General features: G+C 63.3%; 24 protein-coding genes. 13 read left to right on the top strand and 11 right to left on the bottom strand.

The features are described from left to right. Window positions 1–2: 2 nt before the first annotated feature. Window positions 3–986 (bottom strand): M23 family metallopeptidase, encoded by a 984-nt coding sequence (locus L2D14_01050; GenBank protein WNK00029.1) that lies wholly within the window; start codon window positions 984–986, stop codon window positions 3–5. 174 nt (window positions 987–1160) lie between these two features. Here L2D14_01050 and L2D14_01045 point away from each other — a divergent pair, with 174 nt between their 5' ends. The 9 genes from L2D14_01045 to mutL all read left to right on the top strand — a co-directional run bounded on the left by L2D14_01045 (window position 1161) and on the right by mutL (window position 13288). Then, window positions 1161–1613 carry a MaoC family dehydratase gene (locus L2D14_01045; protein WNK00028.1) on the top strand — a complete coding sequence of 151 codons (453 nt, stop codon included), beginning with the start codon at window positions 1161–1163 and terminating at the stop codon, window positions 1611–1613. 228 nt (window positions 1614–1841) lie between these two features. Next, window positions 1842–2768: a bifunctional riboflavin kinase/FAD synthetase gene (locus L2D14_01040; protein WNK00027.1), complete on the top strand. Its 927-nt coding sequence runs from the start codon at window positions 1842–1844 to the stop codon at window positions 2766–2768. Between the two features lie 16 nt (window positions 2769–2784). Then, window positions 2785–5619, top strand: a complete 2835-nt coding sequence (gene ileS / locus L2D14_01035; protein ID WNK00026.1) for an isoleucine--tRNA ligase — start codon at window positions 2785–2787, stop codon at window positions 5617–5619. Continuing rightward, window positions 5616–6107 (top strand): signal peptidase II, encoded by a 492-nt coding sequence (lspA, locus tag L2D14_01030; protein WNK00025.1) that lies wholly within the window; start codon window positions 5616–5618, stop codon window positions 6105–6107. Before ileS ends, lspA begins: the two co-directional genes overlap by 4 nt. A gap of 44 nt (window positions 6108–6151) precedes the next feature. Continuing rightward, the gene (locus tag L2D14_01025; protein WNK00024.1) at window positions 6152–6721 is read left to right on the top strand and encodes a DUF3035 domain-containing protein; all 570 of its coding nucleotides are present in this window, start codon (window positions 6152–6154) and stop codon (window positions 6719–6721) included. 392 nt (window positions 6722–7113) lie between these two features. Beyond that, window positions 7114–8424, top strand: a complete 1311-nt coding sequence (locus L2D14_01020) for a pitrilysin family protein (protein WNK00023.1) — start codon at window positions 7114–7116, stop codon at window positions 8422–8424. A gap of 4 nt (window positions 8425–8428) precedes the next feature. Next, on the top strand, window positions 8429–9766 hold the full coding sequence (locus tag L2D14_01015) for a pitrilysin family protein (GenBank protein ID WNK00022.1): 1338 nt from the start codon (window positions 8429–8431) through the stop codon (window positions 9764–9766). A 148-nt stretch (window positions 9767–9914) separates the two neighbouring features. Further along, entirely contained in the window at window positions 9915–11474 is a 1560-nt protein-coding gene (gene pgi / locus L2D14_01010) for a glucose-6-phosphate isomerase (GenBank protein ID WNK00021.1), read from the top strand. Next, window positions 11471–13288, top strand: a complete 1818-nt coding sequence (gene mutL / locus L2D14_01005) for a DNA mismatch repair endonuclease MutL (GenBank protein ID WNK00020.1) — start codon at window positions 11471–11473, stop codon at window positions 13286–13288. Before pgi ends, mutL begins: the two co-directional genes overlap by 4 nt. 34 nt (window positions 13289–13322) lie before the next feature. Here mutL and rsmD read toward each other — a convergent pair whose 3' ends face one another. Together rsmD and L2D14_00995 are read right to left on the bottom strand one after the other, a co-directional pair. After that, window positions 13323–13886, bottom strand: coding sequence for a 16S rRNA (guanine(966)-N(2))-methyltransferase RsmD (rsmD, locus tag L2D14_01000; GenBank protein ID WNK00019.1), 564 nt, complete (start codon window positions 13884–13886; stop codon window positions 13323–13325). A 24-nt stretch (window positions 13887–13910) separates the two neighbouring features. Next, window positions 13911–14657 (bottom strand): pseudouridine synthase, encoded by a 747-nt coding sequence (locus L2D14_00995; protein WNK00018.1) that lies wholly within the window; start codon window positions 14655–14657, stop codon window positions 13911–13913. 77 nt (window positions 14658–14734) lie between these two features. Between L2D14_00995 and L2D14_00990 the strand changes: the two genes are divergently transcribed. Then, window positions 14735–15190: a nucleoside deaminase gene (locus tag L2D14_00990; protein WNK00017.1), complete on the top strand. Its 456-nt coding sequence runs from the start codon at window positions 14735–14737 to the stop codon at window positions 15188–15190. 134 nt (window positions 15191–15324) lie between these two features. On the opposite strand, the gene L2D14_00985 is transcribed toward L2D14_00990, so the two are convergent. The 3 genes from L2D14_00985 to purD all read right to left on the bottom strand — a co-directional run bounded on the left by L2D14_00985 (window position 15325) and on the right by purD (window position 18076). Continuing rightward, a complete protein-coding gene (locus L2D14_00985; GenBank protein WNK00016.1) occupies window positions 15325–16371 on the bottom strand; it encodes a DUF6352 family protein in 1047 nt (348 codons plus the stop codon). 13 nt (window positions 16372–16384) lie between these two features. Continuing rightward, on the bottom strand, window positions 16385–16702 hold the full coding sequence (locus L2D14_00980) for a DUF1244 domain-containing protein (GenBank protein WNK00015.1): 318 nt from the start codon (window positions 16700–16702) through the stop codon (window positions 16385–16387). 99 nt (window positions 16703–16801) lie between these two features. Then, complete coding sequence (gene purD, locus L2D14_00975; protein WNK00014.1) at window positions 16802–18076, bottom strand: phosphoribosylamine--glycine ligase; 1275 nt, start codon at window positions 18074–18076, stop codon at window positions 16802–16804. A gap of 85 nt (window positions 18077–18161) precedes the next feature. Between purD and xseA the strand changes: the two genes are divergently transcribed. The 3 genes from xseA to L2D14_00960 all read left to right on the top strand — a co-directional run bounded on the left by xseA (window position 18162) and on the right by L2D14_00960 (window position 20807). Next, on the top strand, window positions 18162–19610 hold the full coding sequence (gene xseA / locus L2D14_00970) for an exodeoxyribonuclease VII large subunit (protein ID WNK00013.1): 1449 nt from the start codon (window positions 18162–18164) through the stop codon (window positions 19608–19610). Window positions 19611–19732: 122 nt separating this feature from the next. Further along, window positions 19733–20533 carry a peptidoglycan DD-metalloendopeptidase family protein gene (locus tag L2D14_00965; protein ID WNK00012.1) on the top strand — a complete coding sequence of 267 codons (801 nt, stop codon included), beginning with the start codon at window positions 19733–19735 and terminating at the stop codon, window positions 20531–20533. Between the two features lie 112 nt (window positions 20534–20645). Further along, window positions 20646–20807: a hypothetical protein gene (locus tag L2D14_00960; GenBank protein WNK00011.1), complete on the top strand. Its 162-nt coding sequence runs from the start codon at window positions 20646–20648 to the stop codon at window positions 20805–20807. 22 nt (window positions 20808–20829) lie between these two features. Here L2D14_00960 and L2D14_00955 read toward each other — a convergent pair whose 3' ends face one another. Genes L2D14_00955 through L2D14_00935 form a run of 5 tightly spaced genes read right to left on the bottom strand, consistent with a single transcriptional unit; the run spans window position 20830 to window position 26554 of the window. Continuing rightward, window positions 20830–21747: a lauroyl acyltransferase gene (locus L2D14_00955; GenBank protein WNK00010.1), complete on the bottom strand. Its 918-nt coding sequence runs from the start codon at window positions 21745–21747 to the stop codon at window positions 20830–20832. Between the two features lie 4 nt (window positions 21748–21751). Further along, window positions 21752–22741 carry a tetraacyldisaccharide 4'-kinase gene (gene lpxK, locus L2D14_00950; GenBank protein ID WNK00009.1) on the bottom strand — a complete coding sequence of 330 codons (990 nt, stop codon included), beginning with the start codon at window positions 22739–22741 and terminating at the stop codon, window positions 21752–21754. Further along, window positions 22728–24017 (bottom strand): 3-deoxy-D-manno-octulosonic acid transferase, encoded by a 1290-nt coding sequence (locus L2D14_00945; protein ID WNK00008.1) that lies wholly within the window; start codon window positions 24015–24017, stop codon window positions 22728–22730. Before L2D14_00945 ends, lpxK begins: the two co-directional genes overlap by 14 nt. Then, on the bottom strand, window positions 24014–24736 hold the full coding sequence (locus L2D14_00940) for a lysophospholipid acyltransferase family protein (GenBank protein WNK00007.1): 723 nt from the start codon (window positions 24734–24736) through the stop codon (window positions 24014–24016). Before L2D14_00940 ends, L2D14_00945 begins: the two co-directional genes overlap by 4 nt. Before the next feature lie 12 nt (window positions 24737–24748). Beyond that, window positions 24749–26554, bottom strand: a complete 1806-nt coding sequence (locus tag L2D14_00935) for an ABC transporter transmembrane domain-containing protein (GenBank protein ID WNK00006.1) — start codon at window positions 26552–26554, stop codon at window positions 24749–24751. Between the last annotated feature and the right edge of the window lie 219 nt (window positions 26555–26773).

The following is a 26773-nucleotide window of genomic DNA, read 5'->3' as shown; positions in this document are numbered from 1 at the left end:
TCTTACTCGACCACCGCCACCGTCGATTTTCCGACACGCACCGCGCCGCGTTCAATCATCACGTGGCCCGTATAGGTGCCGCTGTCCCATGCCGCGCCGCGCTTCTTGCGCCCGGCGAAGCCGTGCCATTTGGCCAGCGGTCGGTCGATCGTCACCCGGTTATGGGCCACGGGTTTTCCGTCGGGTGCGGTGAGCGTCAGGGTGATCCGGTCGCCTTTTTCAAGGCTGAAGATTTCGCTCCAGAACACCAGCGCCGGGACCTGGGCCGCAAACCGTGTCTCTGAAAGCCGTCCGGCCTCGATATCGGCTTTGTTCGGTGCTTCGGTGGCAAACCCAAGGTGAAACGGCTGCGGCCCCGGATAGGCGAGCGCATCGTGGATTTCCGCGGCCCATAGGCCGGCCGGCGCGGCGCCGGCGGCGCAGGCGCTGATATTGCTTTCCCCGGTAAACGGATCGATGATGCGCGTTCCCTGCCGGACGGCAAGATGGATATGCGGAAATTCCGAACGCCCGGAACGGCCGATCCGGCCCAGGACGGCGCCGCGTTCGACCCGCTCGCCCGGCTGCACGCGGATAGACCCTGCTTTCATATGGCAATACTGCGTCGACCAATCATCGCCATGGTCGATGATCAGACCATTGCCGCATTCCCGCCCGCGCAGCGCCGTGGCGCTCTCAAGATCGGCTTTCGTTGAATTGGCAACGCCGTCGCGCACCCTGAGCACGCGGCCCGGCGCCGCGGCCAGGACATCGACGCCCTTTTGCATGACGGCATCGTTGGCGATGGCGATATCGGTCCCCTTGTGGGTGTCATAGCTGAGCCTGCCGCAACGGTAATCCCGCGCACCGGGGCCGGGATCGTGATCGACGAAATTGACCACCCAGCACGACGTGCCCGGCACACAGTCCGCCGGCAGCGAAAACACCGGTGCCTCGGCGCCCGCCCAGGCCGGAAAATGCATGAAAAGGCCGAGTATGAGCGCCAACAGATTTTTTTGCAGTGGCGAAAAAGCCCGCTTTTTCATACCTGTATGGAGGGAATTGCTGCTTTGCATATGGACCTAAAGCCTTGCTTGCTGTAGCTCTCAAAGAACTATATATTGCGTTGCAATAGATTTTGCAGACGCGAAACGCCCAAGAATGGTAAAAGGAAATTCCTTATGGACCAAGTGACCAATCACTCCGACGATCTTCATGGTTATTATTTCGAGGATCTTGAAGTCGGCATGACCGACGTCTTTTCGAAAACCATCACCGAGTCGGACATCGTCATTTTCGCCGGTTTGTCGGGCGACACCAACCCGGTGCACCTGAACGAGGAATTCGCCATGGGCACCATGTTCAAGGGTCGTATCGCGCACGGCATGTTGACGTCCAGCTTTATTTCCACCGTGATCGGCACCAAGCTGCCCGGTCCGGGGTGCATCTACGTCAAGCAGAGCCTGAAATTCAAGGCGCCGGTCAAGGCCGGTGACACGGTCAAGGCGCACTGCACGATTACCGAGCTGGTCCCGGAAAAGAAATTCATCACGCTTCTGACCCAGTGCAAGGTCGCCGGCAACGTTGTCGTCGATGGCGAAGCGACGATCATGGTGCCGTCCCGCCTGGCCTGAACGCCGCGCCGATAATTCCGGAGAAGGGCGTGGGCATGACCTGCGCCCTTTTTCTTTTTAGGGCTATTCAACGTCATTCCGGCGAAAGCCGGAATCCAGTGTATTAGCGATAGCTTCATCGAAGCAGGTGGCCGTCGCCCTGGACCCCGGCCTGCGCCGGGGTGACAGTAGCGGGCTACACAGCAACAGTCTTGACCCTCGGTGAGCCTTACGACACTTTCCAACGCAATGCATATATACAGACAAGCGAAATCGCTGCAGCGGCAGCATCGGGGCGCGGTCATTGCCGTCGGTAATTTCGACGGTGTGCATCAGGGCCACCGCACGGTCATTGCCGAGGCCGGGCGCATCGCCGCGTCCGCATCGCTGCCGTGGGGCGTGCTGACGCTGGAACCGCATCCGCGCAAGGTTTTTCAGCCCGGCGTAGAGCCGTTCCGCCTGACGCCGTTTCGCGCCAAGGCCGAGCGGATCGCCGAGTTGGGCGTGGATTTCCTGATCGCGCAGAAATTCGATCTGGATTTCTCGAAACAGCCCGCCGCCGATTTCGTCGAGACCTATCTGGTCGGGACGCTGAACGTGCATCACGTGGTTGCCGGGTATGATTTCAAATTCGGCCACAAACGCCAGGGCAGCTGCGAAACGCTTTTGGCCGAAGGCCAGAAGCTCGGCTTCGGTTTCACGGTCGTCGCCGCGGCATCGGACGACGGCGGCGGGCTGTATTCATCCAGCCGCACCCGCGACCTGGTCGGCGCCGGAGACATGCCGGCCGCGGCGGCGGTGCTGGGCCGGCCCTTCAGCATCTGCGGGCGGGTCAGCGGTGGTGACAAACGGGGTCGCACCATCGGATTTCCGACGGCGAACCTGTTGCTGGGCGACTATATACGCCCGGCATTCGGGGTTTATGCGGTGCGCGCGACATTGCCCGGCGGCGATGTCGTCGACGGAGTCGCCAATCTCGGGATGCGCCCGACCTTCGACGGCACCGCACCGAGACTGGAAGTGCATTTATTCGATTTCGATGCAGATATATACGATACGCGTATCGATGTGGCGTTGCTTGAAATGATCCGCCCGGAAAAGAAATTTGACGGATTGGATGCTTTAAAGGCACAAATCGCCCGCGATTGCGTTAAAGCGCGCGACATTCTCAAATAAAGTGAAGCCTGAGCCGATGACTGTTGATTACAAATCCACGATTTTCCTGCCGAAAACCGATTTTCCGATGAAAGCCGGTTTGCCGGCGCGTGAGCCGCAACTCCTCCAGCACTGGGCCGAGACCGGTTTCGAAGCCAAGCGCGCCGAGATTTCCAAAGGCCGCGAGAAGTTCATCCTGCATGACGGCCCGCCGTACGCCAACGGTCACCTGCATATCGGCCACGCGCTGAACAAGATCCTCAAGGACGTCATCAACCGCACCCAGCAGATGCTCGGCAAGGATGCCTATTACGTGCCGGGCTGGGACTGCCACGGCCTGCCGATCGAATGGAAGATCGAGGAAAAGTACCGCGAACAGAAGCTCGACAAGGACGCCGTGCCGATCGTCGAGTTCCGCAAGGAATGCCGCGAGTTCGCGACGCACTGGATCGACGTGCAGCGCGAAGAGTTCAAGCGCCTGGGCGTGATGGGCGACTGGGATCATCCCTACACCACCATGAGTTTCGCCGCCGAAGCCACCATCGCCGGCGAGATCGGCAAGTTCCTGATGGACGGATCGCTGTACCGGGGCTCGAAACCCGTGATGTGGTCGCCGGTCGAAAAGACCGCGCTGGCCGAGGCCGAGGTCGAATATTACGACCACACCTCGACGACGATCTTCGTCAAGTTCCCGGTCGTTACCGCGTCGGTGCCCGACATCGAGGGTGCCGCCATCGTCATCTGGACGACGACGCCGTGGACCATGCCCGGCAACCGCGCCGTGGCGTACGGCGACAAGATCGATTACGTGGTGATCGAGGTTAAGGCGGTCGCGGACGAAAGCCTGGCGCGCGTCGGCGAACGTCTGATCGTCGCCAAGGCGCGGCTCGATGCGTTCTCCGAACAGTGCGGCATCACCGAGAGCGTTATTCAGGCCGAGTTCAAGGGCGCCGATCTGAAAGGCACCGTCTGCGCGCACCCGCTCAGGGGGCAGGGCTACGAATTCGACGTCCCGGCGCTGGCCGCCGACTTCGCCACCACCGAGGAAGGCACCGGCATCGTCCATATCGCGCCCGGTCACGGCGCCGACGACTGGGTGCTCGGCATGTCGAACGGCATCGAAGTGCCGCAGACGGTCGGCGAGGGCGGCACGTACTTCGACCATGTGCCGATTTTTGCCGGCGAGCATGTCTATAAATGCAACGATCACGTCGCCGAGGTTCTGAAGGACGCCGGCGGACTGTTGGGCAAGGGCAAGCTCCAACACCGCTATCCGCATTCGTGGCGCTCCAAGAAACCGCTGATCTTCCGCAACACGCCGCAGTGGTTCATCTCGATGGAGACCACCGGGCTCCGCGACAAGGCCCTCAAGGCCATCGACGAGACCCGCTTCGTCCCGGCATCGGGACAGAACCGCTTGCGCGGCATGATCGCCGAACGCCCGGACTGGGTGGTGTCGCGCCAGCGCGCGTGGGGCGTGCCGATCACGGTGTTCGTGAATAAAGAGACCGGCGAGCCGCTCCGCGATCAGGCTGTGCTCGACCGCATCACCGCGGCCTTCAGGGAAGAGGGCGCGGACGCCTGGTTTGCATCCGATCCGTCGCGCTTCCTCGGCAACGACTATAACGCCGACGACTTTGAACAAGTCACCGATATTCTCGATGTCTGGTTCGATAGCGGCTCGACCCATGCCTTCGTGCTCGAAGACGGGCCGTGGGAAGGGCTCAAGTGGCCGGCATCACTGTACCTCGAAGGCTCCGATCAGCATCGCGGCTGGTTCCATTCGTCGCTTCTGGAAAGCTGCGGCACACGCGGCCGTGCCCCTTATGAAGCGGTGCTGACGCATGGCTTCGTGATGGCCGAGGACGGCCAGAAGATGTCGAAGTCGCTGGGTAACATCGTCGCGCCGCAGGACGTGATGGACCAGTACGGCGCCGACATTCTGCGCATCTGGGTCGTCAACTCGGATTACTCCGAAGACCTGCGCATCGGCCCGGAAATCATCAAGCAGCAGGCCGATATCTATCGCCGGCTCAGGAACACGCTCCGCTTCATGCTCGGCAACCTGGCGGATTTCTCTGAGTCCGAGCGCATCGAAAACACCGCCGAGCTGCCGGAACTGGAACGCTGGGTGCTGCACCGTATCCATGAGATGGATGCGGCGCTCAGAAAGGCCTGCCATGATTTCGATTTCCAGCCGTTCTTTGCCGAGCTGCACACGTTCTGCGCCGTCGATCTTTCGGCGTTCTATTTCGACATCCGCAAGGATGCGCTTTACTGCGACCGGCCGGACGGCGACCTGCGCCGTGCCGTGCGCACCGTGCTCGATACCCTGTTCGATCATCTGACGGCATGGCTGGCCCCGGTGCTGTGTTTCACGGCGGAAGAAGCCTGGCTGACCCGCAACCCCGATCAGACCGCGGGCAATTCCGTGCACCTGCGCACCTTCCCGGACGTCCCGGCAAGCTGGTCCGATCCGGCGCTGGCCGAGAAATGGGGCCGGCTGCGCACGCTGCGCCGGGCCGTCACCGGTGCGCTTGAAGTGGCGCGTGCGAACAAGATCATCGGCGCCAGCCTGCAGGCGCATCCCAGGGTCTATGCCGCCGACGCATACCGCGCCGCCTGTGACGGTCTCGATCCGGCGGAACTCTGCATCACGTCCGGCTTTACGTTCGCAGACGGCGACGCGCCGGCCGATGCGCACCGGCTCGAGGATATCGCCGACATCGCCGTCGTCGTTGAAAAGGCCGACGGTGAAAAGTGCGAGCGTTGCTGGAAGGTGCTGGAAGAGGTCGGCAGCGATCCCGAGCACCCGACCGTGTGCGGCCGCTGCGCCGATGCGGTGCGCAACTTCAAACCGGCGGCGGCGTGAGCAAAAGCGGCGCCGCGCTCAGCCGAAAGTCCGGTGCGGCGGTTGCCGTCCTGGCGCTGGTTTTCGACCAGGCGTCGAAACTGTGGATACTCGAAAGCGTGATGCAGCCGCCGCGCGTGATCGAGATCACGCCGTTCTTCAACATCGTTCTGGCCTGGAACCGCGGCGTCAGCTTCGGCATGTTCAACCAGCAGAGCGACTATGGCCCTTATCTGCTGACCGGCCTGGCGGTGGCGATCATCATCGGGCTCGCGGTCTGGCTGTGGCGCGCGACGACACGTTCGTCCGTCCTCGCGCTCGGCCTGATTATCGGCGGCGCCATCGGCAATGTCGTCGACCGCGTTCAGTACGGCGCGGTCATTGATTTTCTCGATTTTCATGTCGCCGGCTATCACTGGCCGGCTTTCAACATTGCCGACAGTGCGGTTTGCGTCGGCGCGGTGATTTTAGTATTGGAATCCTTGTTTACCCGAGGCGAAACGTCATAGACTCGCAAGATCGGTGATCAATGACTGGAAACGGACAGTTCGGCATGTTTCGACGCACGCTTGGCATCGCAATGATGGCTTCCCTGGCAATCACGCTCAGCGCGTGCGAGTCGGCGAAGAAAGTGCTGAGCAATCCCAAGGATGCGCCGGACGAATTCGTCGTCTATCAGCGCCCGCCGCTCAGCCTGCCGCCTGAATTTTCCCTGCGCCCGCCCGGCAGCGGCGAGAACGGTCCGCAGGCGATCACGCCGAGCGATCAGGCGCGCGCCGCGCTGTTGCAGCAAAAGCCGCAGATCCGGGGCCAGCAGCAAAAAGACCCGAACCTGTCCGACGGTCTGAATGCGATCATGGCCAAGACCGGCGCCAGCAATGCCGATCCGGCGATCCGCGAGGTCGTCAATGCGGAAACCACGCTGCTGGCCAAGGAAGACAAGCGCCTCGCCGACAAGATGATCTTCTGGGTCGATGACAAGCCCTATCAGGGGACCGTCGTCGATGCCGAAAAGGAACAGCAGCGCATCCGTGAAAATCAGGCGCTCGGCAAACCGATCACCGAAGGCGTAACGCCGCAGGTGAAGAAAGCGCGCGGCACCAAGGGCCTGCTGGAGTTCTAACATTACTCATCCGAGGCGTCCCGCCCGTTCACTCGAATTTCATCACCATTGTCCTGAACTTGGTTCAGGACCCACAAGCTATGGATCCCAAATCAAGTTTGGGATGACGGTCTTGGTTGTTCAGTGACGGCTGCCCCGCCCGTCATTCCGGCGCAGGCCGGAATCCAGAGCGGTGTGGCGTCTTGTCACGAAAAATCGGGCGCGTATCCCTGGACCCCGGCCTGCGCCGGGGTGACGATTTCGGATCAACACGCAAGTTCGTCACACCCCCGCTTCTTTAAATCTTTGTAACCTTTCGGTGATCAGGCCCGATTTCCATTGATCTGATCGCGGAACCCGTCCATATCCGTGCTATGCGGATTTTACGGTCATATACGGGCGTTTTCGTCGCAGTGGCGGTTCTCTGCGTTTTCCTGCCGACGCGCGGCTGGTCGCAGATTTTCGATCCCGACACATTCACCCTCAAGAACGGCATGCAGGTCGTGGTGATCTCCAATCACCGCGCGCCCGTTGTCCGCCACATGGTCTGGTACAAGGTCGGCGCCGCCGACGAAGCCCCGGGTGAAACCGGCATCGCACACTTGCTGGAACACCTGATGTTCAAGGGAACCAAGAACTTCGGCCCGGGTGTGTTCTCGGCGCAGGTGGCCCGCAACGGCGGCCAGGAAAACGCCTTCACATCCTATGACTACACGGCCTATTTCCAGACCATCGCCCGCGACCGGCTGGAGATGGTGATGCGCATGGAAGCCGACCGCATGACCAATCTGTTGATCAGCGAGGCGCAGGTCGCGCCGGAACGGAACGTGGTGCTCGAAGAGCGCCGCTCCAGAACCGACAACAACCCGAGCGCGCAGTTGCGCGAACAGGTCAGCGCGGCGCTGTATCTGAATTATCCGTACCGCCGGCCGATCATCGGTTGGGAACACGAAATCCGCGCCCTGGATGTCGATCGCATCCTCGCTTTCTATAAACGTTACTACGCACCCAATAACGCCGTCCTCGTCGTCGAGGGCGATGTCACCGCCCAGGAACTGAAACCCTTGGCGGAAAAGTATTACGGCGCCATTCCGCGCGGCCCGGACATCGTCCGCGAGCGGACCACGGAACCGCCGGCGCGTGCCGACCGTCAGGTCACCCTGGCCAGCGAACGGGTCACGCAGCCAAGCTGGTCCAGGCGTTATCTGGCGCCGAGCTACCGCTATGGCGCGTCCGAGCACGCCTATGCCCTGCAGGTGCTGGCGGAAATTATCGGCGGCGGCCCGTCGAGCCGGCTGCACAGGAAACTGGTCATGGAAGACGCCATCGCGCTTTCCGCCGGGGCGTTTTATGACGCGGACGACCTGGGGCCGGCTGCGTTCGGGTTCTATGCCCAGCCGAAACCGGGCGTCGACATGGCAAAGATCGACAGCGCCGTGATGATGGAAGTCGAGCGGGTTTTACAAACCGGCGTCACCAAGCCCGAAGTCGACGGCGCGCTCGAGCGGATGCGCAACAATGCCGTTTTCGCGAAAGACGATTTCGGCACCGCGGCGCGGATCTTCGGCGCGGCGCTGACCAGCGGTGGCAGTGTCGAGGAAGTCGAAGACTGGTTGCAGCGCATCGGCAACGTCACGGCCGAGGATGTCGCGGCGGCGGCCCGCTATGTCCTGCAGGGCAAGCATTCCGTGACCGCGGAACTGCTTTCGAAACCGCAAAGCTGAACCGATGAAACGGATATTCACCCGCTTCTCCGCCCTGATCGCCACCGCCTGCGTTGTTGTTCTGCTGGCGTCTGCACCGGCCCGGGCGGTCGAGGTCGAGCGGGTGGTCTCCGCGGGCGGCATCGAGGCCTGGCTGATCCGCGATCCCTCCAACCCGATCACGACCATGAAACTGTCGTTCAGGGGCGGCACCGCGCTTGATCCGGACGGCAAGGGCGGGCTTGCCAATTTCGTCGCATCGACGCTGGACGAGGGCGCGGGCGATATGGACAGCGCAGCCTTTCAAGAGGCGCTCGACGAACGGTCGATCTCGCTCCGCTTCAGTGCCGGGCGCGATACCTTTCGCGGCTCGCTCAAGACCTTGAACAAATACCGCGACGATGCGTTCGAATATCTGCGCCTGGCCCTCAACGAGCCGCGTTTCGATGCCGAGCCGCTGACGCGGATGCGTGCGCAGATCCTGTCCGGCATCAAGCAGCAGAATGAAGATCCCGGAAATCTGGCGAGCCGGGCGATTTTCGAGACCGCCTTCGAGGGCCATCCCTATGCGCGCGACAATGACGGCACCGCCGAAAGCGTCAGCGCCATTACGCCCGAAGACATGCGCCGCTTCGTTCGCCAGCGTCTGGCAAAAAACAATCTTTTGATCGGCGTCGTCGGCGACATCGATGCGGAGACGCTGAAGGGCTATCTGGACCGTGCATTCGGATCGCTGCCGGAAAAAGCATCGCCCTGGCAGGTTGAAAAAATAACCCCCAAGCTGAGCGGCAGCGTCAAGGTGATCGATGTCGATGTGCCGCAAAGCTCGATCCAGTTCGCGCAGCCCGGCATTCTCAGGAACGATCCGGATTTTTACACCGCCTATGTGCTGAACTACGTCATTGGCGGTGGCGGGTTCGTGTCGCGGTTATACGAGGAAGTCCGTGAAAAGCGCGGTCTTGCCTACTCCGTTTATACCTATCTGATGCCGCTCGATGCGGCCGGCGCCGTCATGGGCGGGGCCGGGACCGCCAATGCCCGCGTTGCCGAGACGGTCGCGACGGTGCGCGAGGTCTGGAAACGGTTTGCCGCCGAAGGGCCGACGGCGGCAGAGCTGAAAGACGCCAAAACGTATCTCACCGGGGCCTTCCCGATGCGCTTTACCTCGTCGTCGGCGATTGCCGGGATGCTTGTGGGGATGCAGGAAGAGGGCCTCGGCATCGATTATATCGACAAGCGCAACGGCTATATCGAAGCGGTGACGCTGGAAGACGCCAGGCGGGTGGCACAGCGCCTGTATCAGCCGGATAAACTGACCTTCGCGATCGCCGGGAAACCGGAAGGTATTTCCTCCGTCAACTGAACTGCGTTCATTTCATCCTGGGCGTACCGCCCGCATCCTGAGGAGCGCGTGAAACGCGCGTCTCGAAGGATGGAGGTGGGTGATTGTCTCCGGCCCCGATGCGCATTTCCAAGGTGGCACCCGGCGCAGGCTTTTGATACAAGTGCCCATGTCACTGATTTCCGAAACCGCCGTCTGGCAAACCCTCCTGCACGCACGCGAGCAGATGCGGGGAACGTCGCTCGTGGATCTGTTCGCGGCCGATGCCCGCCGCGCGGAAACGCATGCCCTGGATCTGGGCGATTTGTATGTCGATTTCTCGCGCCAGCTGGTATCGGACGAGGCGCTTGTCGGGCTCAAGGGGCTGGCCGAAAGCGCCTGCGTCGGTGACTTTCTCGAACGCATGGCGGCCGGGGGGATCGTCAATATCAGCGAAGGCCGCGCCGCGCTGCATACCGCGGTGCGCGGGACCGGCGGCGAAGCGTCCGTGCGCGATGCATGCCGGGAAATCGATGCGCAGTTGCAGACGTTCGTTCAGGGCGTTCACGACGGCACCATTGTTTCCGCGTCGGGGGCGCCTTACCGGTCCGTTGTCGCCATCGGCATCGGCGGTTCCGAACTGGGGCCGGTACTGGCCCTCGATGCGCTTCGCGACAGTCTTGGTATGAAGCTGGATGTCCGGGTCTGCGGCAACATCGACGGCACGGCTTTCAAGCGCGCGTTCGAGGCGTTCGATCCGGCCGAGACACTGGTCCTGGTGATCTCCAAATCCTTCACGACCATGGAAACGCAGGCCAACGCCGAGCGCGCGCAGGCCTGGATGCAAAAGGGGGTCGGCGAGCGCTGGGCGGAAAACTTTGCCGCCGTCAGCGCCAATCTCGCCGAAGTGGAAAAATTCGGTATTTCAAAAGCGCGCACCTTCCCCATGTGGGACTGGGTCGGCGGGCGCTATTCGCTGTGTTCCGCCGTCGGCCTGCCGGTCGCCCTGGCCTTCGGTTGGGAGGCGTTTCAGGAGATCCGCGCCGGCGCCGCTGAAATGGACCGCCACGTGCTGAGCGCGCCGGTGTCCGAAAACGCGCCTTTGATGATGGCCCTGCTGACGGTCTGGAATGCCAGCTTCATGGGGTTCGCGGCAGAGGCCTGTGTGCCGTACGATACGCGCTTGCAGCGCCTCGTCGGACACCTGCAGCAGCTTGAGATGGAAAGTAACGGCAAGCGTGTGACCCAGGGCGGCGTTGCGGTCGATTACAACACGCAGCCGGTTGTCTTCGGCAGCATCGGGGTCAATGCGCAGCACGCATTTTTTCAACAGCTGCACCAGGGCATGACGCCGACGCCGGTGGATATTCTGTTGCCGGCGCGATCCGCGGCGGGCGACGAGCCGCTGCACGATCTGCTGATTTCCGGCGCCCTTGCGCAGGCCAATGCCCTGGCGTTCGGGCGTGAAAACGTGGCCGAGCCGCACCGCCATTATCCGGGCAACCGGCCGTCGACGCTGATCGTCTATAACGACCTGACACCGCGTATTCTCGGCAAGCTGATTGCGCTTTATGAGCACAAGACCGTGTGCGCCGGGGCGCTCTGGGGCATCAATCCGTTCGATCAGTGGGGCGTCGAGCTCGGCAAGGCGCTGAGCGACAGCATCCTGCATGTGCTGGACGAGATCGACAGCGCGCCCTCGTCGCTGGTCCCGCTGTTGGGTGTTTTGCGCAGGATGCGCCTGCCATGACGATCCGCCGGCTGCCCGAGACGCTGGTCAACCAGATCGCCGCCGGCGAGGTGGTGGAACGGCCGGCCTCGGCGGTCAAGGAACTGGTGGAAAACGCCATCGATGCCGGGGCCACGCGCATCGACGTTGCGGCCCGCGACGGGGGGCAGACGTCGATTACGGTGAGCGACGACGGGCGCGGCATGACATCGGATGAACTGCTGTTGGCGGTCGAACGGCATGCCACCTCGAAGCTGCCCGATGAAGATCTGACGATGATCTCGACGCTGGGTTTTCGCGGCGAAGCGCTGCCGTCGATCGGCGCCGTCAGCCGCTTGACGATTACCAGCCGCACCGCGGACGCGGACGGGGCGTGGTCGCTGGCCATCGAAGGCGGCCGCATCCGCCCGCCGGAACCCGCGGCGCTGTCGCAGGGCACGCGGATCGATGTCCGCGATCTGTTTTATGCGACCCCGGCGCGGCTCAAGTTCCTGAAAACACCGCGTACCGAACAGTCGCGTATCAATGAGGTCATGCAGCGCCTTGCCATGGCGCATCCGGAAATCGGCTTTACGCTGAACGACGGCAACCGCGACGTGATGAAGCTGCTGCCGGAAACCGGCGATCTGTTCGATGCCCGCCTTGAGCGGCTGGGCGCGATCATGGGCCGGGATTTCCGCGAGAACGCCTTCGCCATCGATGCCGAACGGGAAGGCTACCGGCTCACCGGGTATGCCGGCGTGCCGACGCTGAACCGGGGCAATGCGCAGATGCAGTTTCTGTTCGTCAACGGCCGCCCGGTCCGCGACAAGCTTCTGCTCGGCGCGGTCAGGGGGGCGTACCGGGAATTTCTGGCGTCCGACCGGCATCCGTTGCTGGCGCTGTTTCTGGAAATCCCGCCCAGGCACGTCGACGTCAACGTGCACCCGGCGAAGACCGAGGTCCGGTTTCGCGATGCCGGTATGGTCCGGGGCCTGATCGTCGGTGCACTTCGTCACGGTCTGGCGGAAGCCGGTCACCGCGCGTCGACGACGGTCGCGGACAGTGCGCTGGGCGCGTTCAAGCCGGGCGGATTGCCGCCGGGCCGGGGAAGCCCTGGCGGCAGCGGTGGCAGCTATGCCTACCGGCCCGACACCCCGTCCGCCGGGCTTGCGGACAGGACCCGGGATTTTTATCGCCCGCTCGACGGTCTGGATGCCGCCCCGTCGGCGCGCATGGAAGCGGAAACGGATAGCGCTCAAGACGTGCCGGGCGATCACCCGCTTGGGGTCGCGCGCGCGCAGCTTCACCAGACCTACATCGTCGCGCAGACGGCGGACGGCATCGTCGTCGTCGATCAGCACGCGGCGCACGAACGCCTGACCCAGGAAAAGATCAAGACGGCCATGGCCGGGGGCGAGGTGCCGCGGCAGATGCTGTTGATCCCGGAAGTGGTGGAAATGGACGAAAGTGCCTGCGAACGGGTGCTGGCCAGGGCCGATGAGCTGGCCGAGATGGGGCTCGCCATCGAGCCGTTCGGCACCGGCGCCGTTGCCGTCCGTGAAGTGCCGGCCATTCTTGGCGAAACCAACGTGCAGGGGCTGATCCGCGATCTCGCCGACGATCTGGCCGAATTCGACGGCGCCATCGCGCTCGAAAAAAGCATCGACGAGGTCTGCGCCACGATGGCCTGCCACGGCTCGATCCGCGCCGGCCGGCGGCTGACGGCGGAAGAAATGAATGCGTTGCTCCGCGAGATGGAAGCGACGCCCCATTCCGGCCAGTGCAGCCACGGCCGCCCGACCTATGTCGAGCTGAAGCTCGCCGACATCGAAAAACTGTTCGGCAGGCGCTAAGCCGCTCTCCCTGGGGAGAGGACAGGTGAGGGGGCTAGTCGACGGACAGAAAACTGACCATGGCGCGGCCGTATTTGCGCTGATCTTCCAGAGCGTAGCCGCGCGGCGCTTCGAATGCGGTGTCGGACGGCGTTTCGACGACGCACAGGCTGCCTGCGCCGACCCAACCGCGCGCCAGCAACGACAGCAGCGTCGGCCCCGAAATATCCTGATCGTACGGCGCATCCAGAAACGCGAAACGCGCCGGGCACGCCGCGATGCGGGGCGGCGGCGGCATTTTCGTGGCATCGAGGCGCAGCACGGTGACGTTGCGGCCCTGTCCCATGGTGCCGGCGTTCTTCAGCACGCATGCCCTGGCCATGTCGTCGATGTCGACGAAGGTGACCGGCTCGGCGCCCCGGCTCATGGCTTCAAGGCCCATGGCACCGGTGCCGGCGAAGACGTCGATCGCCGAGCCGCCTTCGATGTCCGGCGCGAACGCGGCGTGTTCGATGATGTTGAAGATGCTTTCGCGCGCCCGGTCGGACGTCGGGCGGATATCGCGGCCTTCCGGCGCGAGCAGACGGCGGCCCTTGAACTTTCCCCCGACTATTCTCATTTGGCGGTCCTCACCGGGCGATCCTCATTTCAGCAGCATGCCGACCTGTTCACGCAGCGCCTTGGGCCGGATTTCCTCGACCTCGCCCTGTGGCAGATGGCCGATCTGGAACGGACCATAGGCGGTGCGGATCAGCCGGTTCACGGTCAGCCCGATGTGCTCCATGACCTTGCGCACTTCACGGTTCTTGCCTTCCTTGAGCGTCACCGTCATCCATGCGTTGGCGCCGGTGCGGGAATCGAAATTGGCGGTTACCGGCCCGTACTTGACGCCGTCGACGGTGACCCCGTGACCCAGCGACAGCAGTTGCTTGGTGTCGGCATTGCCGTGCACGCGAATGCGATAACGCCGCGTCCAGCCGGTTTCCGGCAGCTCGAGCTTGCGCGCCAGCTCGCCGTCGTTGGTCAAAAGCAAAAGCCCTTCCGAGTTGAAATCGAGCCGGCCGACGGAAATCACCCTGGGCAGATGCGCAGGCAGCGCGGCGAAGACGGTGGGGCGGCCCTGCGGGTCCTTGTGCGAGGTGACGAGACCGGCGGGCTTGTTGTAGCGCCACAGCCGCGTCGGTTCCTTGGTGGGCAGCGTCTTGCCGTCGACGACGATGGTATCGGTTTCGCCGACGACGCAGGCCGGGGTCGTCAGTTTCTGACCGTTGACCTCGACCCGGCCTTCCTCGATCCAGCGTTCGGCCTCGCGCCTGGAACACAACCCGGCACGGGCCATGACCTTGGCGATGCGTTCGCCGGTGGAAGCGGTTTGTTGTTTCTTTGCCATAATGCCTGTCGTGCTGTGCTGCGGGCGGAAAGTCAAGCGTGCTTGACCAGGGCGGGATCGGGCGTCACCAATGAGGCATGAGTGGAACGGACAGCGAAATGATGGCCATCGCCATGGACGAGGCGAACAAGGCCGCCGGGCGGGGCGAGGTGCCGGTCGGCGCCGTGCTGGTGTCGGCCGACGGCCGGGTCCTGGCACAGGCCGGGAACCGGGTCGAGGCGGACGCGGACCCGACCGCGCACGCGGAAATGCTGGTGATCCGCGAAGCCGCCCGCGCCACAGGCTCGCCGCGCCTCGGCGATTGCGATCTGTTCGTCACGCTTGAGCCCTGCGCCATGTGCGCGCAGGCGATGTCGCTGGCGCGTATCCGCCGGCTCGTGTTCGCGGCGTACGATCCGAAAGGCGGCGGCGTCGAGCACGGCGCGCGCGTCTTTTCGCATCCGACCTGCCATCACAGCCCGGAGGTTGTCGGCGGCCTGATGGAAAGCGATGCGTCGGCGATGCTGAAGGATTTTTTCAGGGAACGGCGGTAAGCCCCCTCAACTTTTTTAGCCCCCTCACCTAACCTCTCCCCCACAGGTGGGGGAGAGGGATGAGAACGGGATCTGTCGCGACAGGGTCCCTCTCCCCCGGAACGGGGGAGAGGACAGGTGAGGGGGCGCTTATCTCAGGATTCCGGCGCTAAAGGAAGATTGACCAGCAGGTTCTGCGGTTTCAGGCGCAGGCGTTTCTTCTCGTTCATGGCGAGGCCCATGTAGACGGGCCGCCCGGCGATGTCCGGGGCCATCAGGCTCGGGTCCTTGAAGTCCATGCGGAACAGGGTCAGCAGCCGCTCCATGCGCTCCTCGTCGACATCGTTGCCGTCATAAAGATCGTTGAGGATGGCGCTGGAATCCGTATCCAGGCCGATATGCCAAACCCATTTCTCGTCGGTGATTTTCTGCACCGGCTGGATCGACACTTCGGCGCCGGTGAAGTGCGAAATCCACCCTTCCATCACGCGGCAAAGCGCGTCCAGGCCCGGGCGCGTGAAGGAAAGATCAATGACCATGTCGTGGCGTTCGTCGCGCTGCCAGTATTTGTGGGCGTTTTCTTCCACCATCACGTCAAGCTCGACCTGGCGGGTCTTGATGCCGCCTTCGACCAGAAGTTCGCCGATGGCGCCCATGCCGCCGGTCTGCGCCAGCATTTCGACGGTCTGAAGATCGCCGGCAAGGATCGCACCGTCGTGGACGGTGACGGTCTGCTCGCGGAACAGAAGCTCCCCGGCGCGCGCGCGGAACGGATCGTCGGTGCCCTGCAGGACGGCGCGGGTGATGACCTGCGCCATCTGATCGAGAAACAGCGGCGCGGTCCGCACATCGCCGTCCCTGAACAAATTGAGATAGCAGCCTTCGACGGTCCCCGCATCGATCAGCCGGTCGCGGAAATCGATCAGCACACGGTAATTGTCGCGCCCGTCCGGGTCTTCGAGCGCGGCAATGTCGCCTTCGCTGACCGGGCGTTTCGGGTTGTCCAGAAGTTCGGCGTGAAGTGCGCGTTCCTTGTCGCAGGATTCCTCGACCGGGGCGATTTCGGGACGCGCCAGATAGGCGCGCAGGAAATCGTCGGTGACCGTCAGGTGGCCGTGCGCATCGCGCTTCAAAAGCGAAAAACCGCTGTTCTGCCAGAAGTTCGGCTGGCGCGCCGCCATCGGCGGGGGAAGGTTTTGCATACCCGGCACAGACTCAGTTGTGGCCGGAAATTTCGGCGTGCAGCGGCCTGGTTTCTTCGAACCTGGCTTTCTGTTCGTCGGTTGCGGGCTCTTGATATTTGTCCTTATAGACGTCGTAGGGCATGCCATAGACCATTTCACGCGCTTCGTCCGATGACATGTCCACACCGCGCGCTTCGGCGGCGGCGACCAGCCATTTCGACAGGCAGTTCCGGCAGAACCCGGCCGTGTTCATGATGTCGATGTTCTGTGCGTCGGTGCGTTTCTGTAGGTGCTTGATCAGCCCGCGAAACGCATCCGCCTGAATTTCAGTAAGCGTCTTTTCGTCCATGACCATTTCCTCGAAAGTTTGTTTGTCTTGATATCGATATGGGGACCGGGCCGGTTGTTTGCCAGCTTCCGAAAGTTATCGTCCCACGGCCCGCCAGCCTTATCGTCCCACGGCCCGCCAGCCGATATCCCGCCTGCAGAACCCCTTCGGCCAGTCGATGGCGTCGACCGCCCGATAGGCAAGTTTCTGCGCGTCCTCGACCGTCTTGCCGAGCGCCGTGACACCGAGCACGCGCCCGCCGTTGGCCAGCAGGGCACCGTCGTCGCCCAGCACCGTGCCGGCATGAAACACGGTGACGCCGTCAAGCGCATCGGCATCCGCGACGCCCTTGATTTCGCTCCCCTTGGTGTATTGGCCGGGATATCCCTCCGCCGCCATCACCACGGTCAGCGCCGCGCGCGGGTCCCAGTCGAGTTTAATTTTATCCAGCTCCCCCCTGGCGGCGGCGAGCAGCATCTCCAGCGCATCGGATTTGAGCCGCGCCATGATCGGCTGGCATTCCGGGTCGCCGAAGCGGGCGTTGAACTCGATGACCTTGGGTCCGTCGGCGCCGATCATCAGCCCGGCGAACAATACGCCCTTGTAGGGTTTGCCTTCCTTGGCCATGGCTTCGACGGTCGGCGTGATAATTTCGTCCATGATGCGCTTTTGCATGGCGTCGTCGAGAACCGGCGCCGGGGTATAGGCGCCCATGCCCCCGGTGTTGGGGCCGTGGTCGCCGTCGTGGACCTGTTTGTGGTCCTGTGCGCCGGCGAGCGCAATGGCGCGGGTGCCGTCGCAAAGCGCGAAGAAACTCGCTTCCTCGCCGACCAGGAATTCCTCGATGACGATTTCGGTCCCGGCATCGCCGAACGCTTCCTCGATCATGATCTGATCGACGGCGGCATAGGCCTCGTTAATCGTGTGGCTGAGGATCACGCCCTTGCCGGCGGCCAGTCCGTCGGCTTTGACGACGACCGGATGATTCTTGATGCGGATATATTCCTTGGCGGCGTCCGGTTCGTCGAAACGCTGGTAATCGGCGGTCGGGATGCCGTACTTGGCGAGCAGGTCCTTCATCATCCCCTTCGAGCCTTCGATCTCGGCCGCCGCCGCGGACGGCCCGAACACGGGGACGCCCATCGCTTCGATCCTGTCGGCAAGGCCTGCAACCAGGGGGGCTTCCGGGCCGACCACGACGAATTCGATTTCAAGCTCTTGAACAGCGGCGCATATGGCGTTCAGGTCTTCGGCGCCGATCGCCAGACACTCGGCACAATCGGCGATGCCGGCATTGCCGGGTGCGGCATATAGCTTCGTCAGTTTGGGCGATTTCGACATGGCCCATGCAAGGGCGTGTTCGCGTCCGCCGCCACCAACAAGTAAAACCTTCATCAAGTCACTCCCCTGATCGCCGCCGGGACATGGCCCGGCAATCGGCGGTTGTCATCCCCGCCTGCTTGAGACATACAGTCTAGTTATGAGCGACGCGCCGTCTAGCCATAATCGTGGTCAAAATAATGGCCACGATAGCGGAGATAACGTCCCCGTCTTTTCCGTGACCGAAGTGTCCGGTCTGGTGAAATCGACGGTCGAAGGCGCCTTCAGTCATGTCCGCATCCGTGGCGAGATCTCCGGATTCAAGCGGGCCGCGTCGGGGCACATGTATTTGACCCTGAAAGACGAAAGCGCCGTTATCGACGGCGTTTGCTGGCGCACCACGGCGGGCCGGCTCGGCCTCAATCCGGAAGACGGGATGGAGATTATCGCGACCGGACGGATCACGACGTATCCCGGGCGCTCGAAATACCAGATCGTCATCGAACACATGGAACTGGCCGGCGAGGGCGCGCTGCTCAAGTTGCTCGAGGATCGCAAGCGCAAGCTCGCCGCCGAAGGGCTTTTCGACGAAGACCGCAAACAGGCCCTGCCGTTTTTGCCCGACGTTATCGGTGTCGTCACCTCGCCGACCGGCGCCGTCATCCGAGACATCCTGCACCGGCTGGCCGACCGCTTTCCGCGGCACGTGCTGGTCTGGCCGGTGCTGGTGCAGGGCGAGGGCGCGGCCGAACAGGTGGCCGCCGCGATCCGGGGCTTTAATGCGCTCGGCGGCGCAGGCACCGTGCCGAGGCCGGATTTGCTGATCGTTGCGCGCGGCGGCGGATCGCTGGAAGACCTGTGGGCGTTCAACGAGGAAGCGGTGGTCCGGGCCGCCGCCGAAAGCGACATTCCGCTGATTTCCGCCGTCGGGCATGAAACCGACTGGACATTGATCGATCTGGCGTCCGATCAGCGCGCCCCGACACCGACGGCGGCGGCGGAAATGGCGGTCCCCGTGCGCTATGACGTGATGGCGCAGGTCGCCGATTGCGAGGGCCGTCTGATTCGCGCCGTGCGCCGCAAGACCGACGCCAAGGCGCGCGAGGTCGCGGCACTGGCGCGCGGCCTGCCCAATTTGCGCAGAACGGTTGAGACGGCGGCGCAACGGCTGGATGACTGGTCGGAACGACTGGGCAATGCCTTGAAGGCCGGGATCAGGCACCGCCGCCAGCGTCTGCCGGTACGCCTGACACCGCCAAGGCGCGCGCTCGCACAGGCGACGCAACGCTTCGACGGATCGGCGCGCAACCTGCGGCGCGCCTACACCGACGCGCTTTCCGGGCATGGCCGCTCGCTGGCGCATCTCGGGCAACTGCTGGAAAGCTATTCCTACGAACGCGTGCTCGAGCGGGGGTTCTCTCTGATAACCACGCCGGCGGGCAAGGCGATCACATCCGTCGGCGCGCTTTCGCCGGGCGATGACGTGAATATCCGCCTCAAGGACGGGGTCGCGGCGGCCCGGGTCGCAGGCGGCGGCGCGGCGCAGAAAAAACCGAAGCCCCGCAAACCGGCGCCCGGTGAAGACGATCCGCAGGGGTCCTTGCTTTGAAATACGCGCTTTCACCCCCTCACCTGTCCTCTCCCCCTGAGGGGGGGAGAGGGACTCTCGGTTCGGATGACACCCGTACCCCTCTCCCCCATTTGTGGGGGAGAGGTTGGGAGAGGGGGCTATTGCTTTGTGCGTTGCTGGCGGTGCTGCCATGCGCGGCGCGCGCCGATATCGCGCTGCAGCTTAGCGGTCAGGCGGCCGAAGGCGGCTTGCTGATCGGCAAGACGGTGCCGGGGGCGGTGGTGACGCTCGACGGCAATCCCGTAAAAACGTCAGCGGACGGCGATTTCCTGCTCGGGTTCGGCCGCGACGATGCCGGGACGAAACGCCTGACGGTTTCGCGGGGGACGGAGAAAACCACCCGCGACATCGCCGTCACCGACCGCGATTTCAAGATCGAAAAGATCAACGGGCTGCCCGGCAAGAAGGTGACGCCGGACCCGAAGTCGCTGCAAAGAATCACCCGCGAGAAGGCCGAGATGGAAAAGGCAAAGCGGCAAAGCGACCCGTTAGCGTATTTTCTTTCGGGATTTCACTGGCCGGCGAGGGGGCGCATCTCCGGCGTTTACGGCGCGCAGCGTATCCTCAACGGCAAACCGCGCAGGCCGCATTACGGTACCGACATCGCGGCGCCCGAAGGCACCCCCGTCGCGGCGATGGCGGCGGGCAAGGTTGCGTTCGTGCATTCGGGGATGTTCTTTAACGGCAAGACCGTGCTGGTCGATCACGGACTGGGATTGCGCTCCGTCTATATCCATTTGTCGGCGACATCGGTTAAGCCCGGCGATACGGTCGCGGCCGGACAGAAGATCGGCGCCATCGGCGCGACCGGCCGGGCGACGGGACCGCACCTGCATTTCGGTCTGACACTGGACCGCACACCCATCGACCCGGAGCTGGTTCTGGGCCAAATGCCGGAATGATCTCGCCGGGCCGCATCCTTCGAGACGCGGCATACCGGGCGATCGTGAAAATGTGATACATCCGAATATCAAAGCGTGCTATTATCTCCGCAGTTTGAAAAAGGAGACCACCATGAAATATGGACTTTTGGCTCTTGCCCTGACGGCGTTTGTTGCGTTTGCGGCGTCGCCCGTACTCGCCGAATGTGCCGGTCACGCAAAAACGGCTTCGGTCCCGTCGCAGACGAAAATTGCCGACGGCACGCTTAAACAATCCAAACCGTCCGGTAGCTGATATCCGTCTGTTACCGTGACGCTCAGGAATCCCCCGGCCATCGGTTGTGTAGCCATAACCACTGGCCGGGGTTTTCTTTCACCCAGTCCTCGATGATCGCATTTGCCCGCGCCATGAACGCGGCGACATCTTGTGTCTTGTCGCCGGTGTCTTCGGCATAAATCGGCGCCGATATCTCGACGGTGAAGCGGCAGCCCCGGTTATTGCTGACCTTGTCGCGGATCACCCGGGCCGGGATCACCGGACAGTTGAACCTGAGCGCCAGTTGCGCCAGCGCCGGCGCGGTCATGGCGTCGGTGCCGAAGAACGCGACCGGAATGCCGTCGTTCATTTTCTGATCGGCCATGATGCCGACATGCCTGCCTTCACGAAGCGCCTTGATCATCTGCTTCGCCCCTTCGGCACCCTTCGGGATCATCATGTCGCGGTATTGCCGGCGCCCGCTCATATAGAGCCCCTCGACCAGCCGGTTATTCGCTTCGCGGTAAACGAAGGCCGACGGCACGCCGTGCACGTGCGCGGTCATCGGCGCCAGTTCCCAGTTGCCGAGATGCGCGCTGAGATAAAAGCCTGGCTGCCCGTCGTCGCGGAAATCGATCAGATGCTGCAGGCCGTTGATGCGCACGCGGGGGTTGTCGCCGTCGAAGCGAAACGCACCGATGTGCGGAAACTCTGCGACGGTGCGGCCCAGATTGTCCCACATGTCGATGACGATACGTTCGCAGGCGGCGTCCTCGATGTCCGGAAAGGCGCGCCGGATATTGGCGCGGGCGCGCTGCGACAGCTTCAATGACGGGCCGATGGTTCTTGCCAGCCAGCCGCCCACGGCCGATGCCGCGTCGACGGGGAGGATGCGGAAGATGCCCCAGACGACGGTTGCCGCCAGGGCTTCCAGCGGATGGCGGAGGTATTTTTCGAACGGGGTCTCTGGCCTGAGCATGGCGTCAGTTTAGGCCGATGCGCTCGAGAAGAAAGTTTTCCAGCGCGGGCGCGTCTTCCCATTCAAGCTGCACCGGAAACGGGACGATGCGGGACTTGTAGGCATCGCTGAGCCGCGCATGGTCCTTTTCCGTGGTAACGACCTCAGCCCCGCTGTCTTCGGCGCTCTGCAACAGGAAATCCAGTTCGCGGTCAAGAAACTGATAGTGATCGGGATAGCCGAGCGTCTTTCGGATCTCGGCACCGGCCTCGAGCAGGGTATCGAAGAATTTTTCCGGCCGGCCGATCCCGGCGAAAGCGATGACCTTTTTGCCCTTCACGGACGCCATGCGGGGATCGGGCATGATGCGGGCCTGAAACACCGGCAGGTCTTCGGGGATTGCCGGCACGGCGGGACCGGGGGTGCCGATGATGCAGACCGCGTCGCTGCGCGCAAAGGCGCTTTCGGCGCGTTCGCGGAGCGGCCCGGCCGGGCATACACGGCCGTTGCCGAAGCCGTATCCGCCGTCGATGACCAGAAGGTTCAGGTCCTTGTGCAGTGCCGGATTCTGAAACCCGTCATCCATGATCAGCAGACCGGCGCCGGCATCCGTTGCCGCGCGGGCGGTTTGGGTCCGCTCGGCGCCGACCCAGGTCGGTGCATGGCGGGCCAGGACAAGGGCTTCGTCGCCGACATCCCCGGCGCGGTGAAATGCCGCATCGACACGAACCGGACCGGCGAGCCGCCCGCCGTATCCCCGCGACAGGACATGAACGGCGCGGTTGCCGTCTGATAGTCGGCGGGCCAGATCGAGACAGACCTGGGTCTTGCCGGCGCCGCCCATGACCGCGTTGCCGACGCAGATGACCGGTACCGGCGCCTGCCACAACGGCTTGCGGTTTGCTCTGGCGGTGGTGACGGCGCCATATATGTTGCCGAGCGGAGAAAGGGCGGCGGCCAGAAACTTATCCAGCGCGGCGTCCGGTGCGGCGGCCCAGAAATCAGGCGCGCGCACGGCTTTTCTCCGCGGTGCTGTCCAGCAACGGCGACACATGATCCATGAAAACTTCGAGCACCCGGGATTCACGTTCGACATAGTCGTACGCCGCCTTGGCGCGGGCCTGTGCCTGGGCCGGTTCGCTCAGGTCCCGTTCGACGACGGCCGCAAGTTCGTCGGCATCCTGTACGATCTTCAGCCCGCCGGCCGCATTCATCGCCCGGGTGATTTCATCGAAGTTCCAATAATGCGGACCGGTGATGACCGCCGCGCCGAGGCGTGCCGGCTCGATGCTGTTCTGCCCGCCGGCCGGCACCAGCGATTTGCCCATGAAGACGATCGGCGCGAGACGGAAAATCAGTCCCAGTTCACCGAGCGTGTCGGCGAGATAGATATCGGTTTCCGCCGTGACCGGTTCGCTGTTCGAGCGGACGGCGACAACGGCGCCGCTGTCGCGCAGCATGCGGGCGATGTCGCCGCCGCGTTCGGGATGGCGGGGAACGATGATCGTCAGCAGGTCAGGGTGTTTGGCGCGGACTTTTTGGTGCACGTGCCAGGCGGCTTCTTCCTCGCCGTCATGCGTGCTCGCCGCCAGCCACATCGGGCGCAGGCCCGTACGGGCGCGGATTTCCGCCAGTGTACCTTCGTCACACGGCAGCGCAGGGACGGCAAACTTCATGTTGCCCATGCGCAGAACCTTTTTCGCGCCCAGTGTGCGGAATCTCTCGGCGTCGGTCCCGGATTGTGCGAGCACCAGATCGAAGCAGCCGAGCAGCGAGCGGGCGAGGCTTTTCCAGCGCTGCCAGCGCAGGAACGACGGCGGCGACATGCGGGCGTTGACGAGGACCATCGGGATGCGGCGGTAATGCGTTTCCGCGATCAGGTTCGGCCACAGTTCGGATTCCCACCACAACGCGATATCGGGTTTCCAGTGATCCAGGAAGCCGTTGACGTACGGCAGCCTGTCGACCGGGACGAACTGATGGATCGCCCCTTCCGGCAGGCGTTCGCTCATCAGCCGCGCCGAGGTCACGGTGCCGGTCGTGATCAGGACCGTCGGCGCATTGGCGCGCGCCACGATTTCCTCGATCACCGGCAGCATCGACAGGGATTCACCGACGCTGGCGCCATGCATCCAGATCAGCTGTCCTTGCGGGCGCGGGACGTCGGGTCGGCCCAGACGCTCGTTGAAACGCTGCGGGTCTTCCTTGCCGCGGCGCAGGCGTTTCTTCAGATAAGCGGAAATCAACGGTGCGCCGATGGATGTCACTACACGGTAAAGGGTCAGAATCATGCCGCGAGTCCGTCCGTCGCCTGGGCCGGTTCAACGGGCGTTCTGTGTGTCAGCCGGTCGGCCTGCTCGGTGATTGTATTCAGCCGCTGTTCAAGTTCCCGGCGCAACCCGGCGAGGGCCGCATCATCGGCATCACGCGGCACCGAAAGCGCCTCGCCCCAGATCAGGACCCCGCTTGAAAACGGCAGCGCGGCCAGAAAGCGGTCCCACGAGCCGAGGTTTATGCCGCGCTTGATGCCGTAGGTCACGGGCAGGATCGGCACACCGGACAGCTTGGCCAGATTGATGATGCCGTCGGACACCCGCATCCGCGGCCCGCGCGGCCCGTCCGGCGTGATGCCGACCCACTCGCCGGCCCTGAGCGCCTTGACCATGGCGCGCAAGGCCCCGGCGCCGCCCTTTGACGACGACCCCTTGACCCAGTCGATGCCGAAATGCGCCACCGTGTTGGCGATCAGTTCTCCGTCGCGGTGCGCACTGATCAGCATCTTGAAAGGGTGCGGTTTCCGCCAGGTATAGGGCGCCATCAGCAGACGGCCGTGCCAGAAACACAGGATCGCCGGCTGGCCGCTGTCATACAGCGCGTCGAAATGCTCGGTGCCGATCCGCTCCCACCGGCTCGTCATCCAGACTATTCGGATGTATTGCGCGGTAAGCCAGCACACGGCCATGCGCACCGGCGTGCTCTTGACGATTTTCTTGGAAAGCGTCTTCAGCACGACAATGCCAACTCAGCTTTGCCCGGCGCGGGCGAGCTGTTCCGCTTCCGAGGCAAATTGCAGGGCATAGAGCTTTTCGTAAGCACCGCCCTTGGCGACCAGCTCATTGTGCGCGCCGGTCTCGACGATGCGGCCGTTCTGGATCACATAGATCAGGTCGGCGTCGACGATGGTCGACAGCCGGTGTGCGATGACCAGCGTGGTGCGGCCCTGCATCAGATGGTCGAGGGCTTTTTGCACGTGCCGTTCGCTTTCCGTATCCAGCGACGACGTCGCTTCGTCGAGCAACAGGATCGGCGCGTTCTTCAAAATGGCGCGGGCAATGGCGAGGCGCTGACGCTGCCCGCCGGAAAGCTTCACGCCGCGTTCGCCGACCTGGGTCTCGAAGCCTTCGGGGAGTTCGCGGATAAACTCGAGCGCCGCGGCATGCCGGGCCGCGTCCTCGATTTCCGCTTCCGTGGCACCGGGCCGCCCGTAAGCGATGTTGGCGCGGACCGTGTCGTCGAACAGGGTCACTTCCTGGCTGACCAGCGAGATGTTGGCGTACAGGCTTTCCAGCGTGGCGTCGCGCACGTCCATGCCGTCGATGGTGATGGTGCCTTCGTTGATGTCATAGAAACGCGGAATGAGATTGAGGATCGTCGATTTGCCGGCGCCCGACGGGCCGACCAGCGCCACCGTCTTGCCGGCCGGGATCGACATGTTGACGTCTTTCAGCGCGGGCTGGTTGCTGCCGTACGAAAAATTGACATCCGAAAGTGCGATCTCGCCGATGACCGGCATGCCGAGCGGTTTGGCGTCCGCGCGGTCGGTGATACCGGGTGCGGTGTCGAGAAGATCGAACAGGCGTTGCGCGCCGGCCAGGCCTTCCTGAAGGCTGGCATTCAGGTTGGCGAGCCGCTTCATCGGCTCATAGGCCATGATCAGCGCCGTGATGAACGAAAAGAACGAGCCCGGATCGAGATTCTGATGGATCACCCGGTAGCCCCCGTAAACAATCACGATGGCGACGGCGAAGCCGCCGAGGGTTTCCATGATCGGGCTCGACAGGGCGCGGGTACTCGCCGATTTCAGGTTCAGCTTGAAGATTCGTTCGACCAGCCCCGAAACGCGCGAGGTCTCGTACTTCTCCATCCCATAGGCCTTGACGACGCGGATGCCGGCGAAGCTCTGGTCCAGGATGGCGGTGAACAGTCCCATTTCGTTCTGGGTGTTGGCGGTGACCTTGCGCATGCGCCGGCCAAGCCGGGAAATCGGATAAACGGCGGCCGGGAACACGAAAAAGGCAAGCGAGGCGAGCTGCCAGTCGTTATAGAACATCAGCCCGACCAGCCCGATCAGGGACAGCAGATCCTTGCCGAAGCCGGTGATCGCGTTCGAGACGGCGACCCGCATGTGGTTGATATCGATCAGGAAGCGCGAGACCAGACGCCCGGTCGGCATGGAATTGAAGAAGCCGATATCCATGCCGATCAGATGGCGGTACAGCCGGGTCTGGTTGTCGGCGATGATGCGCAAACCGATGAAGGACATCAGCATCGACTGCCCGTAGTTGGCCAACCCCTTGACGAGGAACGCCGTAACCACCGCGCCCGCCACCCACCACAGCCTGGCCTCGTTTTTATCGATGAAAACCTCGTTGACGATGGGCTTCATAAGATATGCAGACAACGTCGTCATGGCGGCGAAAACCGCCATGCACAGAACCGCCAGGATCAGCTGCTTGATGTAATGGCGCAGGTTCTCGCGTGCCAGACGGCGCACGAGAACACTCGTCGACAGATGCGCACCGGGTTTATTTTTGTCTGTATTTTCCAAGGCTTGGCGACCGTTGTTGCGAACGCCCGGACATTACCACGCGGAAACGCGGTGGCCAATGCGAATGGGCCTTTCTGAATGAGGATTATGTTCCTGCTGAGCCCCCTCTCCCGGCTCACTTCGTTCGCCACCCTCTCCCAAGGGAGAGGGGTGGAACGACCGCCCGGTGATAGACAAACCCCTCTCCCTTGGGAGAGGGTGGCGCGAAGCGCCGGGAGA

This window comes from Thalassospiraceae bacterium LMO-JJ14 (assembly GCA_021555105.2).
In the GTDB taxonomy this organism is placed as follows: Bacteria; Pseudomonadota; Alphaproteobacteria; order Rhodospirillales; family Casp-alpha2; genus UBA4479.
The sequence above is the reverse complement of the archived record's forward strand: the minus strand, read 5'-3'. Positions and strand labels throughout refer to the sequence as shown.

Bases quoted from the DNA above. Each gene is read 5' to 3' on its own strand.
- L2D14_01045 (WNK00028.1), top strand. From the start codon at position 1,161: ATGGACCAAGTGACCAATCACTCCGACGATCTTCATGGTTATTATTTC.
- L2D14_01040 (WNK00027.1), top strand. From the start codon at position 1,842: ATGCATATATACAGACAAGCGAAATCGCTGCAGCGGCAGCATCGGGGC.
- ileS (WNK00026.1), top strand. From the start codon at position 2,785: ATGACTGTTGATTACAAATCCACGATTTTCCTGCCGAAAACCGATTTT.
- L2D14_01025 (WNK00024.1), top strand. From the start codon at position 6,152: ATGTTTCGACGCACGCTTGGCATCGCAATGATGGCTTCCCTGGCAATC.
- L2D14_01015 (WNK00022.1), top strand. From the start codon at position 8,429: ATGAAACGGATATTCACCCGCTTCTCCGCCCTGATCGCCACCGCCTGC.
- pgi (WNK00021.1), top strand. From the start codon at position 9,915: ATGTCACTGATTTCCGAAACCGCCGTCTGGCAAACCCTCCTGCACGCA.
- mutL (WNK00020.1), top strand. From the start codon at position 11,471: ATGACGATCCGCCGGCTGCCCGAGACGCTGGTCAACCAGATCGCCGCC.
- rsmD (WNK00019.1), bottom strand. From the start codon at position 13,886: ATGAGAATAGTCGGGGGAAAGTTCAAGGGCCGCCGTCTGCTCGCGCCG.
- L2D14_00995 (WNK00018.1), bottom strand. From the start codon at position 14,657: ATGGCAAAGAAACAACAAACCGCTTCCACCGGCGAACGCATCGCCAAG.
- L2D14_00990 (WNK00017.1), top strand. From the start codon at position 14,735: ATGAGTGGAACGGACAGCGAAATGATGGCCATCGCCATGGACGAGGCG.
- L2D14_00985 (WNK00016.1), bottom strand. From the start codon at position 16,371: ATGCAAAACCTTCCCCCGCCGATGGCGGCGCGCCAGCCGAACTTCTGG.
- L2D14_00980 (WNK00015.1), bottom strand. From the start codon at position 16,702: ATGGACGAAAAGACGCTTACTGAAATTCAGGCGGATGCGTTTCGCGGG.
- purD (WNK00014.1), bottom strand. From the start codon at position 18,076: ATGAAGGTTTTACTTGTTGGTGGCGGCGGACGCGAACACGCCCTTGCA.
- xseA (WNK00013.1), top strand. From the start codon at position 18,162: ATGAGCGACGCGCCGTCTAGCCATAATCGTGGTCAAAATAATGGCCAC.
- L2D14_00960 (WNK00011.1), top strand. From the start codon at position 20,646: ATGAAATATGGACTTTTGGCTCTTGCCCTGACGGCGTTTGTTGCGTTT.
- L2D14_00955 (WNK00010.1), bottom strand. From the start codon at position 21,747: ATGCTCAGGCCAGAGACCCCGTTCGAAAAATACCTCCGCCATCCGCTG.
- L2D14_00945 (WNK00008.1), bottom strand. From the start codon at position 24,017: ATGATTCTGACCCTTTACCGTGTAGTGACATCCATCGGCGCACCGTTG.